Origin of the sequence: Brevundimonas sp. (assembly GCF_044336875.1) — a bacterium.
Taxonomy (GTDB): Bacteria; Pseudomonadota; Alphaproteobacteria; order Caulobacterales; family Caulobacteraceae; genus Brevundimonas.
In genome coordinates, this window is the sequence record NZ_JBIIOP010000018.1 from 54,942 (window position 1) to 69,259 (window position 14,318).

Consider the following 14,318-nt stretch of genomic DNA (forward strand, 5'->3'; position numbering starts at 1 on the left):
ATCCATGACTTCGTCCGGAGAATAACAACCCTGGGTGTTTTTACCCATTGACTGGAGTTGTATTTTCTCGCCTTGATGGGCGACAACCTGGGGAGGCGACAATGAAAACAATCCTGAGAATCTGCGCGGTTTGGCTGGCGCCGATCATAGGCGCTCTCGCCTTCACGGCTCCCGCCACCGCCGGCCAGCTCAAACTGCAGAATACGTCCGGCCAGCCGATCACCTGCACGGTTGACGGCTGGACCGTGGCGACCGGCTACGCCTTTGATTGGCAGATCGCCGTCCAGCCCGGCGAAACCTTCTACGTGGGTCAGAACACCTTGCGCGTCCTTCCGGATGGCCAGCTTCCGACGATCGACTGGGCGAGCTGCGGGGGGCTGACGACGCGTCTGATGAACATCACCGCCGCCGGCCCTGACGGGCTTCTGGTGCTCACGGGGGCGCAGACGCGCGTCCTGAACGCGGCCCTGTATCCTTATCTCCCCACCCTGCCCGGCGATCAGTTCGAAGCCCTGGTGGCCCATGTGATCGACACCTATCAGGCGGCCAATCCACAGGTGTTGCTCAGCGCCCAGCTGAACATGGCGACCGACATCTACAGTTTCACCAATCTGCCTGTGCTGCTTGGCGCCGGCGGCCTGGACGTGGTCGAGCTCGACACCCTCTATCTGGCCTTTCTCGCCCAGTCCGGCCTGATCAATCCGGCCCAGATCGTCGGCGAACAACCCTTGCCGGTCGCCCTCGCGGCCGCCACGGTCGATCAGCAGCTTTGGGGCGTGCCCAGTTGGCTGTGCATGGACTTCCTCTATGCGACCGATCCCGGCGTGCAGCAGATTACGAGCCTGGCGGGCCTCCTGCCCTATCTGAACAGCCTTGCTCCGGTCGGCGGGCCGAAATTGATCGCCGACTACAACGGCAGCTGGCGCCTGCCCTCAATCTACATCAACGGCTATGTGCAGAACCACGGCTATGGCCAGATCGCCCAGGCGCTGCAGATGCCGCCTGATCCTGAAGTGATCGCCAATCTGGTCGCCCTGACCGACACCTGCGCCTACGGCGGCGGCAACAACTGCACCAATGGGGCCAACCACTCGGCTGAAAACGCTCAGAACGGCGCGATCGAGACGATCTTCGCCAATGGAGACGCCAGTACGGAGCTCGCCTTTTCCGAACAGTCCTTCTTCATGAAGTCGGCCAACCCCGCACTCAATCTCTATGTCGCCCCCGGCGTATGGGGTCAGGGGCCCCAGCCCCTGCTGTTCAGCGACGTCTTCGTCTCGAGCGCGGCGACCTGCCCGCCCCAGTCGCCCTGCGCGGCGGATGCGACGGCTTTCACCAGCCTGATGACGGGCTTGGACATGAAGAACTACATCGTCCAGGCGCGGGACCTGCCGCAGGGTACGCCGTGGCGGACCCTGCTCGTCCCCCTGCCGTCCTTCTACGAGCAGGGCGTCGTCCAGGCGAACCCCCTCTACCCGCAGTACGCCCGCATCTTCGGCGCAGCCGAACCCTTTCCCAACAGCTTCACCGCCGCCCTCCAGACTGAGATGGCCTTCGCCGTCTGCGCCGCGCTCAAAGCGGCCCAGCCCGCCTATGTGTGCAAGACCGGCGCAGCCAACGACAATCAGGCCCTGCCCGCCGACGAGGTCGCTCCAGCGCAGGACGCTGCGCCCGCGCGTCGCAAGGGGGGCCGGTCATGAGCATTGGGCCTGTTCCCGGCGGGGGCATCGCCGTCGCCCTGCCCGTCGGCAAGACCGTCTTCTGGGCGGTGACCGTCCAGGCGGCCTACGATCAGTTCGTGCAACTGACCGACAGTCAGGGCGACATCATCTTCGTGGCGTCCGGCGGCTCGCCGGGCGGCCATTCACCGACCCAGATCGGCCACGGCAGCTTCGTCGCCCAGGATCCGCAGGGCTATCGTCTCTACGTCGGCACCAATGGCGGCCAGGCCTGGTCGAGCGTGATCTGGGACTCGACCGCCCTTGAAGTCGGGGGCGTTCCGACCAGCACCAACTACAATTTCATCTCTGAAGACGGCGCGGACCAGGATTTCAACGACAGCCATGTGTCGATCACCTGGTTCGAGACGATCGGCTAGGAGCCCCCCATGTCCCATGGTCCCGTCGCCGGAAACGGCATTCCCATCACCCTGGCCCCCGGCAAGGTGGTGTTCTGGTCTGCGCTGGTTCAGGCGACCAACACCCAGTTCGTCCAGATCAAGGACAGCGCCGGCGCGGTCGTCTTCACCGCTGCGGGCGCCAGCCCTGACGGCCATTCACCCGCGCAGATCGGCGCCGGCTTCTTCCAGCCCGCAGATCCGACAGGGGCCTACACCGTCTGGCTGGGAACCAATGGGGGCGCGTCCTGGTCGAGTGTCGTCTGGTCACAAGACGTGCTCGACGACGGTGGACCACCCCTGCTGACCAAATATGTGTTCGGCTCCGAGGACGGAGGCGACGCCGACTACAACGACACCTACCTCCAACTGCAATGGTTCGACAGCGTCGGCTGACACCGGAGGTTTCTCTCCATAACACCTCTACAAATTTGCGCGAATTTCAGCCTGCAGGAGACGCTATTCGACAGGTCGGCGCGTCGTTCCGTCCCGCTATCGCCTGACGGTCTGTCCGATCGTGGAAGCCCCCCGGCCGCCACGCGCCTGAGCACGTCGTAAGCCCGGCTCGATCAGCCTGGCCGAGCAACAGCCGGCGCGGCGGGCCGTCCGGCCTGCTGACGCCGGACGGCGAAGACGCGACGCCCCAGCAAGGCGCCGCATTGGACCCGCTGGCGCCCTCCCACCGCTTCGCCCTAAACAATCGGGTCATGATCGAGTCGAACGCGCGCTGGAAATTCTGGATCGACCGAGGCGGCACCTTCACCGATGTCGTGGCCCGAGCGCCGTATGGCGGGCTTCAGACCCGCAAGTTGCTGTCGGTCAATCCGGAGCAGTACGCCGACGCCGCCGTCGAGGGCATTCGGCGCATCCTCGGCGTCGCCTCCGCCGCCCTGCCCGCCGGCCTCGTCGACGACGTACGGATGGGAACCACGGTTGCGACCAACGCCCTGCTGGAACGCAAAGGCGAACCGACCGTGCTGGCCATCACCGCCGGCTTCGGCGACGCCCTGCGCATCGGCTGGCAGGCGCGCCCCGAACTGTTCGTTCGCAACATCGCGTTGAACGATCAACTCTACGATCAGGTCATCGAGATCGACGAACGGGTCCGGGCGGACGGCGAAGTCGATCGGTCGCTGGACGAGAACCGGGCTCGGGCCGACCTGGCGGCGGCCCATGCGGCGGGTTTCCGCGCGGTCGCCGTCGTCCTGGTCCACGGCTGGCGCTTCACTGATCACGAGCGGCGATTGGCCGAGATCGCTCGCGAGGTCGGGTTCGATCAGATTTCAACCAGCCACGAGGTCGGCGCCCTGATCAAACTGGTCGGGCGCGGCGACACCACCGTCGCCGACGCCTATCTGTCGCCGATCCTGCGCGCCTATGTCGAAAAGGTCGGCGCCGACCTGGGATCGAAGACGCCGCTGCAATTCATGCAGTCCTCCGGCGGTCTTACGTCCGCCAGCGCCTTCCGTGGCAAGGACGCCATCCTGTCCGGACCAGCCGGCGGGGTGGTCGCCATGGCGGAGACGGCCAAGGCCGCTGGATTCGCGCGCGCCATCGGCTTCGACATGGGCGGCACCTCGACCGACGTCTCCCATTTCGCCGGGGAATATGAGCGCACCTCCGACGCCGTGGTGGCCGGGGTGCGACTGCGCGCGCCGATGCTGAGCATTCATACGGTGGCGGCCGGCGGCGGTTCGATCTGCCGGTTCGAAGGCGGGCGACTGAGGGTTGGACCGGAATCGGCCGGGGCGGCGCCGGGACCGGCCGCCTATCGCCGCGGCGGCCCTTTGACCGTGACTGACTGCAACCTCATGCTGGGCAAGCTGAGCCCTGACTTCTTCCCCGCCGTCTTCGGCCCGAACGCGGACCAGCCGCTGGACGCCGAGGCGGTGCGGACCCGGTTCGAGAGTCTGGCGGCCGATGTCGAGGCCGCGACCGGTCGGTCCGTGACGCCGGGCGCACTGGCCGAGGGCTTCATCACCATCGCCGTCCAGAACATGGCCGAGGCCATCCGCAAGATCTCGATCCAGCGCGGCTACGATGTCACCCGCTATGTGCTGAACTGTTTCGGCGGGGCGGGCGGGCAGCACGCCTGCCTGGTCGCCGACGCCCTCGGCATGACCCGCGTATTACTGCATCCGTTCGCCGGCGTCCTGTCAGCCTATGGCATGGGTCTGGCGGAGGTCCGCGCTATCCGCCAGGCGACCGAGGCCGCCCCGCTGAATTCGGAGCGGGATCCGATCCTGGCGGCGCGGATCGTCGAACTGACGGTCGCCGCCCGCGCCGAGCTGGAGGCCCAGGGTTTCGCCGGCGAGGCCGTCTCCACACTCGCCCGAGCCGAAATCAAGTTCGCCGGTTCCGACACGCCCTTGGTCGTGCCCTTCGGCCCGGCCGACCAGATGGCCGAGTCTTTTGAGATCCAACACCGTCGTCGTTTCGGCTTCTTCGCCGAGGACAAGACCCTGGTCGTCGAGACCCTGGAGGTCGAAGCGGTCGGCCATTCGGACCAGACGCCGTCGTCGGTCGCCGGGCCGACCGCGAGCGGCCCGCTGGAGATCGTCGCCCAGCCGACCGTCCGCATGGCGGGCGAGGATCGCGCCACCCCCATCTACCGTCGCAAGAACCTGACGCCCGGGCTCGCCCTCGACGGTCCCGCCATACTCCTGGAGGAGACCGGCACGACTGTCGTCGAACCCGGCTGGCGCGCCACGATCGACAACCAGGCCAATCTGCTGCTGGAGCGCGTCGCCCCCCTGCCCGCTCGCGCCGCCATCGGCACGGCGGTCGATCCGATCATGCTGGAAGTGTTCAACAGCCGCTTCATGGCCTGCGCCGAACAGATGGGCGAGGCCCTGCGCGCCACGGCCTATTCGGTGAATATCAAGGAGCGGCTGGACTTCTCCTGCGCGATCTTCGACGCGACCGGCGCCCTGATCGCCAACGCCCCGCACATCCCCGTCCATCTGGGCTCGATGGGCGAGAGCATCCGCACGGTGATCGCCTCGCGCGGTGAAGGCGGCGACGAGCGGGGGATGAAGCGCGGCGACGTCTATATGCTGAACGCCCCCTACAATGGCGGCACCCACCTCCCCGACATCACCGTCATCATGCCGATCTTTCTGGACGAGGATGCGACGCCGGCCTTCTTCGTCGCGGCGCGCGGTCACCATGCCGACGTAGGCGGGACGACGCCGGGGTCCATGCCCGCCTCCTCGCGCACCGTCGAGGACGAAGGCGTGCTGATCGACGATTTCCTGCTGGTGGACGCCGGCCGTCTGCGCGACGCCGAGACCCGCGTCCTGTTCGCCTCAGGCCGCCATCCGTCGCGCAACATCGATCAGAATCTGGCCGACCTGAAGGCCCAGATCGCGTCTTGCACGCGCGGCGCCGACGAGTTGGTCCGCATGACCGAAGAATTCGGCCGCCCCGTCGTCACGGCCTATATGGGCCATATCCAGGATAATGCTGAAGAGGCCGTGCGCCGGGCCATAGCCGTCCTGAAGCCGGGGCGGTTCGCCTATGAGATGGACGACGGCGCCGTCATTCAGGTCCGCATCGATGTGGATGCGGCCGACCGCAGGGCCGTGGTCGATTTCACTGGAACCAGCGAACAGAGACCGACCAATTTCAACGCCCCCCTGTCGATCACCCGGGCGGCGACGCTCTATGTCTTCCGCACCCTGATCGAAGACGCCATTCCATTGAACGAAGGCTGCCTGAAACCGATCACCCTGATCGTGCCGGAGGGGTCGATGCTGAACCCCCGCTATCCGGCCGCCGTCGTCGCCGGCAATGTGGAGACCAGCCAGGCGGTCGTGGATACGCTGTATGGCGCCCTGGGGGTTCTGGCCGCCAGCCAGGGGACGATGAACAACTTCACCTTCGGTGACGACGCGCGTCAGTATTACGAGACCATCGCCGGCGGCGCCGGCGCGGGACCGGGCTTCGATGGAGCCAGCGCGGTCCAGACCCATATGACCAACAGCCGCCTGACCGACCCCGAGGTGCTGGAGACCCGTTTCCCGGTCCTGTTGGAGTCGTTCTCCATCCGGCGCGGCTCGGGCGGCGCCGGGCGCTGGACCGGGGGCGACGGTACAGTGCGGCGGATGCGATTTCTGGAGCCGATGGCGGCGGCCATCCTGTCCAACCACCGGCGCGTCCCCCCCTTCGGCGCCGAGGGCGGCGCTCCCGGCGCTGTCGGTCTCAACCGGATCGAACGGGCGAACGGCGCGGTCGAGCCCCTGGCCTCGACCGCCGAGGCCGCCCTGTCGCCCGGCGACGTCTTCGTCATCGAGACGCCGGGCGGCGGCGGCTTCGGCGCGAAAGACGCTTCCTGAACCGGACGAAGCGGGCGACTGTCATGAGCAGGGGGGATTGAACATGCTGGTGCTTCTGGGGATCGCGGTCGTGGTCGTGGGCTTCGTCGCCCGGATCAATCCGCTGGTGGTCGTACTGGTCGCGGCGATCACGACCGGCGTACTGGCGGCGGTCGGGCCGGGGGTGGATGCGCGCGCCCTGCTCAACGCCGGGATGAACACGCTCAGCCGTTTCGGCGAAGCCTTCAACGACAATCGCTATTTCCACATCACCTGGCTGGTGTTGCCGGTCATCGGCCTGCTGGAGCGCGCCGGCCTGCAGGAGCGGGCGCGAAATCTGGTCACCCAGGTCAAGGCGGCGACGGCCGGGCGGCTGATGCTGATCTATCTGGTCGTACGCCAGGCCACGTCAGCCCTGGGCCTGACCTCGCTGGGCGGTCACCCGCAGATGGTTCGCCCCCTGATCGCGCCAATGGCCGAGGGCGCAGCAGAGACCGAGCACGGCGCCCTGACCGACAAGGCCCGGTTCCGCATTCGCGGCATGGCGGCCGGCACCGACAATATCGGCCTGTTCTTCGGCGAGGACATCTTCATCGCCATCGGCTCCATCGTCCTGATCGTCGGCTTCCTCGAACAGGCGGGCGTGCGCGTCGAGGCCCTGCACGTCTCGCTATGGGCCATACCGACCGCCGTCGTCGCCTTCCTGGTCCACGGCGTCCGCCTCCTGATGTTCGACCGGCAGATCGGAAGGGACATGGCCGTCCCTGACGCGCCTGACGCCGTCGATCCCTCGGTGACCGGCCGATGATCACCCTGGAACACGCCTATATCGCCACCGGCCTGATGTTTGCGGCCTTCTCCATCTTCAGCCTGCGCGATCCTCTGAACCCGACCCGGTTCCGTAGCGCCTTGTTTTGGGGCTTGATCGCCCTGTCGATGCTGTGCGGTTCCTGGCTCGGAGGTCTGGGCAACGGTCTGCTGGTCGTCGCCCTGGTCGTGATCGGGGCCATGGGGCGGCTGGGCGTCGGCAAGCCCGTCACCTCCACCGGCGAACAGCGCCAGGCCAGCGCCGACCGCTGGCGCAATGCTCTGTTCGTCCCGGCCCTGATGGTGCCTTTGGTCGCCGTGGGCGGAACCCTGCTGGCCAAGCACACCCCGTTCGGCGCCTGGCTGATCGCGCCGGTGCAAACCACACTTATCGCCCTGGGTCTGGGCTGCGTCGTCGCCTTGGTCGCCGCCATGGCTTGGTTCCGGCCGCCGGTCGCGGCGCCGGTTCAGGAAGGGCGACGGCTGATGGACTCCATCGGCTGGGCCGCGCTCCTGCCCCAGATGCTGGCCTCGCTGGGCGCGGTCTTCCTGGCCGCCGACGTTGGCCAGGTGGTCGGCGACCTGATCGCCCAGGTCATTCCGATGACCTCGGCCTTCCTGGCCGTCTTCGCCTACTGCCTGGGCATGGCCCTGTTCACCATCGTCATGGGCAACGCCTTCGCCGCCTTTCCGGTGATGACCGCCGCGATCGGCCTGCCCATCGTCGTGCATCGGTTCGGCGGCGACCCGGCCATCGTCTGCGCCATCGGCATGCTGGCCGGCTTTTGCGGGACCCTGATGACGCCGATGGCCGCCAACTTCAACGTCGTGCCCGCCAATCTGCTGGAGCTGCCCGACCGCAACGCCCCGCTGAACGGGGTGATCCGCGCCCAGGCGCCGACCGCCGCTGTCATGCTCGTTGCAAACATGCTGCTGATGTATTTCCTCGCATTCCGCTTCTGACCATGCCCCCTTCCTCCCATACGGCGCTCGACGCCGCCCTCGCCTCCCGTTTCGCCTCGACCGCGCTGGGCCATGTCACGCGGGAATATCCGAACCACATCATGCATGTGCTGACCGCACCGCAGGACGCGCGCACGCCGCGCGACATGCATCCGATCTTCTTCGGCAGTTTCGATTGGCATTCCTGCGTCCACGGCTGGTGGACGCTGTTCACCCTGTATCGCCTGTATCCCGACATGTCCGAGGCTCAGCCTATCCGCGCCCTGGCCGACGCCCTGTTCACGGCGGAAAACGTCGCCGGCGAGGCCGCCTATCTGGCCCGCCCCGAGGCGCGCAGTTTCGAGCGACCTTACGGGTGGGCCTGGCTGCTGATGCTATCCGCCGAACTGGCCCGGCACGACACCGAGCAAGGCCGCCGTTGGTCCGAGACGCTGAAACCTCTAGCGCGTGTCTTCGCCGACCGATTCAGGGCCTTCCTGCCCCTGGCCGACTATCCGGTCCGCGTGGGGACCCACTACAACACCGCCTTCGCCCTACGGCTGACGCTGGACTACGCCGACGATCACGACGCCGATCTGGCCTCCGCCTGCCGCGACGCCGCTCTGCGCTGGCATGCTCAGGATCGCGACTGCCAGGCGTGGGAGCCGTCGCAGGACGAGTTCCTCTCCCCCGCCTTGATGGAGGCCGAGCTGATGCGCCGCGTCCTACCGGTCGATGTCTTCCTTGACTGGCTCGACGCCTTCCTGCCCCGTTTGGCCGACGGTCAGCCCACCACTCTGTTGTCGCCCGCCCGTGTCAGCGACCGCACCGACGGCAAGATCGCTCACCTTGACGGCTTGAACCTAAGCCGCGGCTGGTGCTGGCGCGCCATCGGCGCGGCCTTGCCGGCGGGCCATCCGCTAAGGCCCGTCGCAACCCATGCGGCCTCCGAGCATCTGGCGGCGGCCCTGCCTCATGTCACCGGCGACTATATGGGCGAGCACTGGCTGGCCAGTTTCGCTCTGCTAGCCTTGCTGCAACAACCCCTTTGATCATCGGCGAAATCGCCGCCGTCGCCCTCCCGTCGAAACGGCGACGGGTTATCCATCGATTGACGGGCGCCCAACTCGACCCATGATGCGACTGAACGCGGCGAGGAGATCCGGATCTCGCTCAAGGTCGCTGTTGTAGGAAAGCGAGAGGAGGGTTTGCATCACCCGGTTCGGGCGGATCGCCGCCGCCTCGTTCAAAGCCCTCTGAACAAGCGAGGAGAGCGGCGCCTCGGGCTCAAGCGTCCGCCCGTAATGTTCACACCAAAACGCCCTGTTGGCCCCTCGCAGGCGCTCGGCGAAGGCGACGGGCGACACGCTCGCCGCTAGAAGACCCTGATGCGCGGCGTAGGCCGCGACCTGGACCAGGTCGCTTTCCGGAACCAGCAGCACAGACATCAGCCGCCCAGCCGTCGGACATAGTGAGCGACGGCCTCGAGCGCCTTGAGGTCGGCACGATCCGCCCTTGGCTGATCATCGCGATCCAGGCCGTCGGCGATCAGATCGAGCAGGGCCGCCGCGATGTCCGGCGAGGTCGGGGCGAATCTCAGTGCACGGCTGACCAAGGCGTCTATGGCGTCGGCCCAAGCTTCCGAGGACCTCAAATCGACGCCGCCCGCCGACGCCAGGACCCCTCGTAGATCCGACGGACAGTCCGGCGGGTCATCGAGACGCTGCAGCCTGCGAGCCGCATCAATCAGATCAAGCGACATGCAACACCCTCAGATTGCTTCAATTGCAATCTTAACGAACATTGTTCGCCGATCTGTCAAGCGGATCACCTCGAGGCGGCGGCGTCGCGATCGTCCTAACAGCCTCAATTCCGGTCGCGACGCCTCCTCCGCGCGACCAGTTCGGGGTATGGCTGCCCCATGAACGCGGCCGCGACAGAACTCGCCTTTGAACGGCTTACGCCCCGCGAAAGAGAGATTCTGCGACTCGTCGCCCAACACCGCCGTTCCAAGGAGATCGCGCGGCTGTTGGCCCTGTCGCCCAAGACGGTGGAAATGCATGTGCTGAGCGCACGCCGTCGCCTGGCGGGCATGAACCGCCGCGACGCCGCCCTCGCCTTCGTCGCCTGGGAGGCGGCGCCCCCCGGTAATGATTACCGTAGGCGATCCTCACCCCTAGCCGAGCCGGAGCCGAACGGCCTTGATGGGGTCGAACCGAGGGCCGCCGATGATCCGCACCACCACCGGTCCGACAGCGAGCGCCTCTCCGATGTTTCTGGTGAGTTGGGGCGCGTTGGAGGACGCACTCAGCCTGCTGGCGGCGACGCCGGAGCAGTCGAAGATGGCGCCGGACCTGGTCTCGGCGCTGCGCAAGTCACAGGACCAGGGCGAGGCGCCCAACCGCCTGCTGGTGAGCATCCTGAGCGCGGCGATCTTTCTGGCCGACCCGGACGCGTCGCCGGGCGATCGATCAGGGAGCGGCTCCATGGCCTGACCCCGATCCAGCTGTTCGCCCTGTCGATCCTGTTGGCCGTGATCCTGGGCCTTGTGCTCGGCGGCGTCGTCATGGCGGCCCACAACTTCCTCTATGCGCTGCAGCGCTGGCGCGAGGGCTGGCCCCCGCCCGCATAAGGCGCCCACCGCCTTTTTCACCCCAAGCCTGACATCAATCTCGCGCCGTGATCCGGCGTGACTGGAGACCTGCGCCCAATGAAACGCACCGAAGCCACCCGGGCCGGCGCCGCCAAACTGGTCCAAGCGGAAGCCGCGCTCGACACCGCCCTGTCCCGCACGGCCGAACTGCTCGGCCTGCTGCCCATGCTGCGCCAGAACGCGGGACTGTCGGCCGTGGTCGGCCAGACCGCTGTCGACGCCCTCGGCGAGACCTTGCATCACCTGGTCAGCGCGCGCCGCACCCTCATCCAGGCCCACGGCGGCCTGCAGACGGCCCGCGAGCAGATCGGCTGCGGCGCCGTGGCCATCGGCGTGCCCGACAAGCCCGAGGGCGGCGATACGCCCCGCACGCGCGGCTTGCGCGTGATCGGGGACGCGGCGTGACGACCGACGCCCGAACCCTCATGCTGCGCTCCAGGGATTCGGGGAGCGGACATGTTCGAGACGACGGCGGCTGTGGTCGGCCTGGGCCTGGCGATCCTGGCCTGCGGCCTGGCCTTCTGGCGCGGCCTGTGGCCGGAGCGCAGCGCCGCCGCCGTGATCCTGGTCGGATGGGTGCTCAGCGCCCTGGTTCAGTCGTCCCAGACCTTCACGCCCGAATGGGGCGTCTTCTGGGTGGACCTGGTCGTGCTGATCCTGTTCCTCGGGCTTCTGATGCGCTCGCGCCGACTGTGGTTGGCGCCGGCCTGCGCCTTCCAGCTGTTGGCGGTGGCCTCGCACCTGGCCATGCTGATCGATCACCGGATCGCCATGAACACCTATCTGATGGCGCTGTCGATCTGGAGCCTGTTCATCCTGGCCGCCCTTCTCGCGGGGGCCCTGACGGCGCGCTCGGCGCGGAGGCGACGCGATGATGCGCCTTTGCCCCCAGACCGAGACCCTGCTTGATCTGATTGCGACCATGGGCGCCAACGAGCGCGGCCTGCTGCTGCTGACGATGCAAAAGGTGGCCGCTCTTGAACAGGTCGGCGCCCACGGCGAGGCCGGGGACCTCCTCGACGACATGCGAGAACTGCTGGAGGCGCCAGGCGTCCGACGGAAACTGGCCGCTCGCCCGTTTAGCTGTTAGGCAGGGCGAGATTCCGAAAGACAGGCAGACTCGATGATCGACCCGATCGACGCTGAAATCGGCGAACGCGTACGGACCCGACGCGCCGCACTCAACATCAGTCAGGCCGGGCTCGGCAGCCATATCGGGGTCACCTTCCAGCAGGTGCAGAAGTACGAGAAGGGCACGAACCGGATTGCGGCGGCGACCCTGCTCAAGATCGCCGAAAAGCTGGACACCTCGGTCGCCATCCTCTCCGGCGAGGTCCGCCCGCTCCCCCACGAACTGGGCGTCCTGGTCGATAACCAGTCGACGGCCCTTCTGGAGAGTTTCAACCGGATCTCGCCGGAGCGGCGCAAGACCCTGCTCGAGGTCGCAGCCGCCCTCGCCGGTACGACGGACTGAGCCAGGGGCTCGGCCCCGATCCGAAAGGCGGTCCCAGGCGCCGATCCGGCCCGGACGCAGATTGATCGGCCGCGGATGGGCGTCCCTTCCAGGGAATATGCTCATCGGCGAGCGCCGCGCCTCGACCATCCGTGAACGCAATCCTGGGCGCTGCGAGACGGCCGTCGGCGAACGGACCTGAGGCTCAGCGTTGGCCGGAGCGCCACGCCCAGGGCGCAATGAAGGGGCCGGCCCAGAGGCCTTTGCCGGCCCGTTCGGCGTCGTCTTGCTGCTCGGCGTGCTCGCCGTCGCTGTAACGGGGGTCGTCCAGGGCCCAACCGGCCGCGACCATCCAGCCGCCGAGGTCGCGGCGGAAGGTCTTGCAGTCTTCGCCGGGCGCGCAGTCTGCGGTCACCTCGCAGCGGGCGACCATCCGGCCCCAGCGATCGGGGCGGCCTTGAGGCGTGCAGGTCACCGGACGGTCGTTGATCAGGCCGTCGAGGTGGCGGGCCGCCTCCGTGCCGCAGCGATAGGCCTGGCCGTCGCGTTGACAGGACTGGCGGCTTTCGGGCGCATCAATCCCCCAAAGGCGCACCCGCCGGCCGCGGATCTCCAGGGTGTCGCCGTCGATGACGGTGGCGCGGCCGACGAGGGGCGCCGACGCCGCGCCGGACTGGAGGGCGGCGGCGAGAACAAGGGCGGTGATCATGAAGCGGTCCTAGCCGAGACAAGGTCGAAGGTCTTGCAGGATCAGCGGCTGCGGCGAAGCGACCAGATCAGGCCGGCGATGGCGCTGATCAGGGTGGCGACAGCCAGGATCAGGTCGGGGATGTGGGTCATGGGCGAGCTCCTTCGAGGGCAGTATCGGCCCGTCCCGGCCCACCGTGAGTCGATTGCACCCGCTCGGCGTCAAACCCGGTCGTAAGCTCAACCTCGGTCTGGGATTGGGATCGACGGGTAGGGGCGTGTCTCGGGTTTGAATCGACCGGACAACACTCGCATGGGGCTGTCGCGCCAGAGAATTCGGGATCATTGGCCTTCACCAAGCTTAGCGTAACGCAAAATTCACTGCCACCGGTGTCATGGAGGGGTTTGAAGCGGCGATATCGATTGGCGAGCCGCAGGCAAGAAGTGTTCCGATGTTCCTGCGTAACCTGTCGCTGTCCCGTAAGCTGCTGCTGGCGTTCTGCGTTGTAATTCTCGCCTCGGCGGCGACCAGCACACTCATCTTCACCAATCTGATGACCCTGCGCGAAGCCTCGAAATCCGCGTCGCGCTCACAGACCCTGTCCCAGAAGGCCGACCGGCTGGTCGCCTTGACCGTCGACCAGCAGAACGCCCTGCGCAAATATCTGCTGGGCGGCGGCGACGCGGCGCGCGAGGCCTATGATGCAGCCGGCGCCGCGTTCGAACAGGAGTGGACCGCTTTTCACTCTGCAACGAGCCAACCGGCGCAACGCGACCGTCTCGAGAAGCTGAAGGTCGCCGTCGAGGCCTGGCGCCGCGATGTGGCCGCGCCTGAGTTCGCGCGGGGAACGGTCGCCTTTGATCCGGCGTCCTCTGCGCTGGACCTGACGGAGGTCCGCACGCTCGGTGGCGAATTGGGCGAGGCGGCCGAGGAGCGCGTCGCCGTCCGTGCGGCCGAACATGAGGCCGCGCTGAGCCGGTCAGTCACCGTATTGGGAGCCGGCGGGCTGGTTCTGATCCTGCTGTCTGTCGCCATGGGCATGATGCTCGCCCGTCTGGTCGGACGTCCGATCGTGGCCATGACGGCGGCGATGGCGCGCCTGGCCGAAGGCGACAAGTCCGTGGTCATTCCCGCAGTCGGCCAAAAGGACGAAGTCGGCCGGATGGCCGATGCGGTGGTGGCGTTCAAGGACGCCGCTCTGGAGAAGGACCGACTGGAGGCCGAGGCGGCGTCTCACCGCTCGATGAGCGAGAACGAGCGCCTGGCCAACGAGGCCGAGAAGGCGCGTGTCGCCGAAGAGGACCGGATCGCATTGACGGCGCTGGCCGGCGGCCTGTCGGCCA

General features: G+C 67.3%; 16 protein-coding genes and 1 pseudogene. 14 read left to right on the top strand and 3 right to left on the bottom strand.

Features of this window, described 5'->3' with window-relative positions:
- Positions 1 to 101 precede the first annotated feature (101 nt).
- The 7 genes from ACIQ1T_RS16150 to ACIQ1T_RS16180 all read left to right on the top strand — a co-directional run bounded on the left by ACIQ1T_RS16150 (position 102) and on the right by ACIQ1T_RS16180 (position 9,233).
- Positions 102 to 1,700: a hypothetical protein gene (locus ACIQ1T_RS16150; RefSeq protein ID WP_395945576.1), complete on the top strand. Its 1,599-nt coding sequence runs from the start codon at positions 102 to 104 to the stop codon at positions 1,698 to 1,700.
- Positions 1,697 to 2,098 (top strand): hypothetical protein, encoded by a 402-nt coding sequence (locus tag ACIQ1T_RS16155; protein WP_395945577.1) that lies wholly within the window; start codon positions 1,697 to 1,699, stop codon positions 2,096 to 2,098. The genes ACIQ1T_RS16150 and ACIQ1T_RS16155 overlap by 4 nt, the downstream gene beginning before the upstream one ends.
- A 9-nt stretch (positions 2,099 to 2,107) precedes the next feature.
- Positions 2,108 to 2,512, top strand: a complete 405-nt coding sequence (locus ACIQ1T_RS16160) for a hypothetical protein (RefSeq protein ID WP_395945578.1) — start codon at positions 2,108 to 2,110, stop codon at positions 2,510 to 2,512.
- A 311-nt stretch (positions 2,513 to 2,823) separates the two neighbouring features.
- Entirely contained in the window at positions 2,824 to 6,453 is a 3,630-nt protein-coding gene (locus tag ACIQ1T_RS16165) for a hydantoinase B/oxoprolinase family protein (RefSeq protein WP_395945579.1), read from the top strand.
- Between the two features lie 43 nt (positions 6,454 to 6,496).
- Complete coding sequence (locus ACIQ1T_RS16170; protein ID WP_395945580.1) at positions 6,497 to 7,240, top strand: DUF969 domain-containing protein; 744 nt, start codon at positions 6,497 to 6,499, stop codon at positions 7,238 to 7,240.
- A complete protein-coding gene (locus ACIQ1T_RS16175) occupies positions 7,237 to 8,202 on the top strand; it encodes a DUF979 domain-containing protein (protein WP_395945581.1) in 966 nt (321 codons plus the stop codon). Before ACIQ1T_RS16170 ends, ACIQ1T_RS16175 begins: the two co-directional genes overlap by 4 nt.
- A gap of 2 nt (positions 8,203 to 8,204) precedes the next feature.
- Complete coding sequence (locus ACIQ1T_RS16180) at positions 8,205 to 9,233, top strand: DUF2891 domain-containing protein (protein ID WP_395945582.1); 1,029 nt, start codon at positions 8,205 to 8,207, stop codon at positions 9,231 to 9,233.
- Between the two features lie 48 nt (positions 9,234 to 9,281).
- On the opposite strand, the gene ACIQ1T_RS16185 is transcribed toward ACIQ1T_RS16180, so the two are convergent.
- Positions 9,282 to 9,629: a hypothetical protein gene (locus tag ACIQ1T_RS16185; RefSeq protein WP_395945583.1), complete on the bottom strand. Its 348-nt coding sequence runs from the start codon at positions 9,627 to 9,629 to the stop codon at positions 9,282 to 9,284.
- Entirely contained in the window at positions 9,629 to 9,943 is a 315-nt protein-coding gene (locus tag ACIQ1T_RS16190) for a hypothetical protein (RefSeq protein WP_395945584.1), read from the bottom strand. Before ACIQ1T_RS16190 ends, ACIQ1T_RS16185 begins: the two co-directional genes overlap by 1 nt.
- A gap of 159 nt (positions 9,944 to 10,102) precedes the next feature.
- On the opposite strand from ACIQ1T_RS16190, the pseudogene ACIQ1T_RS16195 reads away from it, so the two are divergent.
- From ACIQ1T_RS16195 to ACIQ1T_RS16220, 6 genes and pseudogenes are all read left to right on the top strand, one after another.
- Positions 10,103 to 10,285, top strand: a pseudogene (locus tag ACIQ1T_RS16195) (response regulator transcription factor); the annotation flags it as partial.
- Positions 10,286 to 10,409: 124 nt separating this feature from the next.
- Complete coding sequence (locus ACIQ1T_RS16200; RefSeq protein ID WP_395945593.1) at positions 10,410 to 10,676, top strand: hypothetical protein; 267 nt, start codon at positions 10,410 to 10,412, stop codon at positions 10,674 to 10,676.
- Between the two features lie 215 nt (positions 10,677 to 10,891).
- Positions 10,892 to 11,239 carry a hypothetical protein gene (locus ACIQ1T_RS16205; RefSeq protein ID WP_395945585.1) on the top strand — a complete coding sequence of 116 codons (348 nt, stop codon included), beginning with the start codon at positions 10,892 to 10,894 and terminating at the stop codon, positions 11,237 to 11,239.
- Between the two features lie 51 nt (positions 11,240 to 11,290).
- Entirely contained in the window at positions 11,291 to 11,743 is a 453-nt protein-coding gene (locus ACIQ1T_RS16210) for a hypothetical protein (RefSeq protein ID WP_395945586.1), read from the top strand.
- Positions 11,706 to 11,924, top strand: a complete 219-nt coding sequence (locus tag ACIQ1T_RS16215; protein WP_395945587.1) for a hypothetical protein — start codon at positions 11,706 to 11,708, stop codon at positions 11,922 to 11,924. The genes ACIQ1T_RS16210 and ACIQ1T_RS16215 overlap by 38 nt, the downstream gene beginning before the upstream one ends.
- A gap of 33 nt (positions 11,925 to 11,957) precedes the next feature.
- Positions 11,958 to 12,308 carry a helix-turn-helix domain-containing protein gene (locus tag ACIQ1T_RS16220; RefSeq protein WP_395945588.1) on the top strand — a complete coding sequence of 117 codons (351 nt, stop codon included), beginning with the start codon at positions 11,958 to 11,960 and terminating at the stop codon, positions 12,306 to 12,308.
- 184 nt (positions 12,309 to 12,492) lie between these two features.
- Here the strand turns inward: ACIQ1T_RS16220 and ACIQ1T_RS16225 are convergent, their stop codons facing one another.
- Positions 12,493 to 12,996, bottom strand: coding sequence for a thermonuclease family protein (locus ACIQ1T_RS16225; RefSeq protein WP_395945589.1), 504 nt, complete (start codon positions 12,994 to 12,996; stop codon positions 12,493 to 12,495).
- A gap of 430 nt (positions 12,997 to 13,426) precedes the next feature.
- Between ACIQ1T_RS16225 and ACIQ1T_RS16230 the strand changes: the two genes are divergently transcribed.
- On the top strand, positions 13,427 to 14,318 hold an 892-nt coding region (locus ACIQ1T_RS16230), incomplete at its 3' end, for a CHASE3 domain-containing protein (RefSeq protein WP_395945590.1).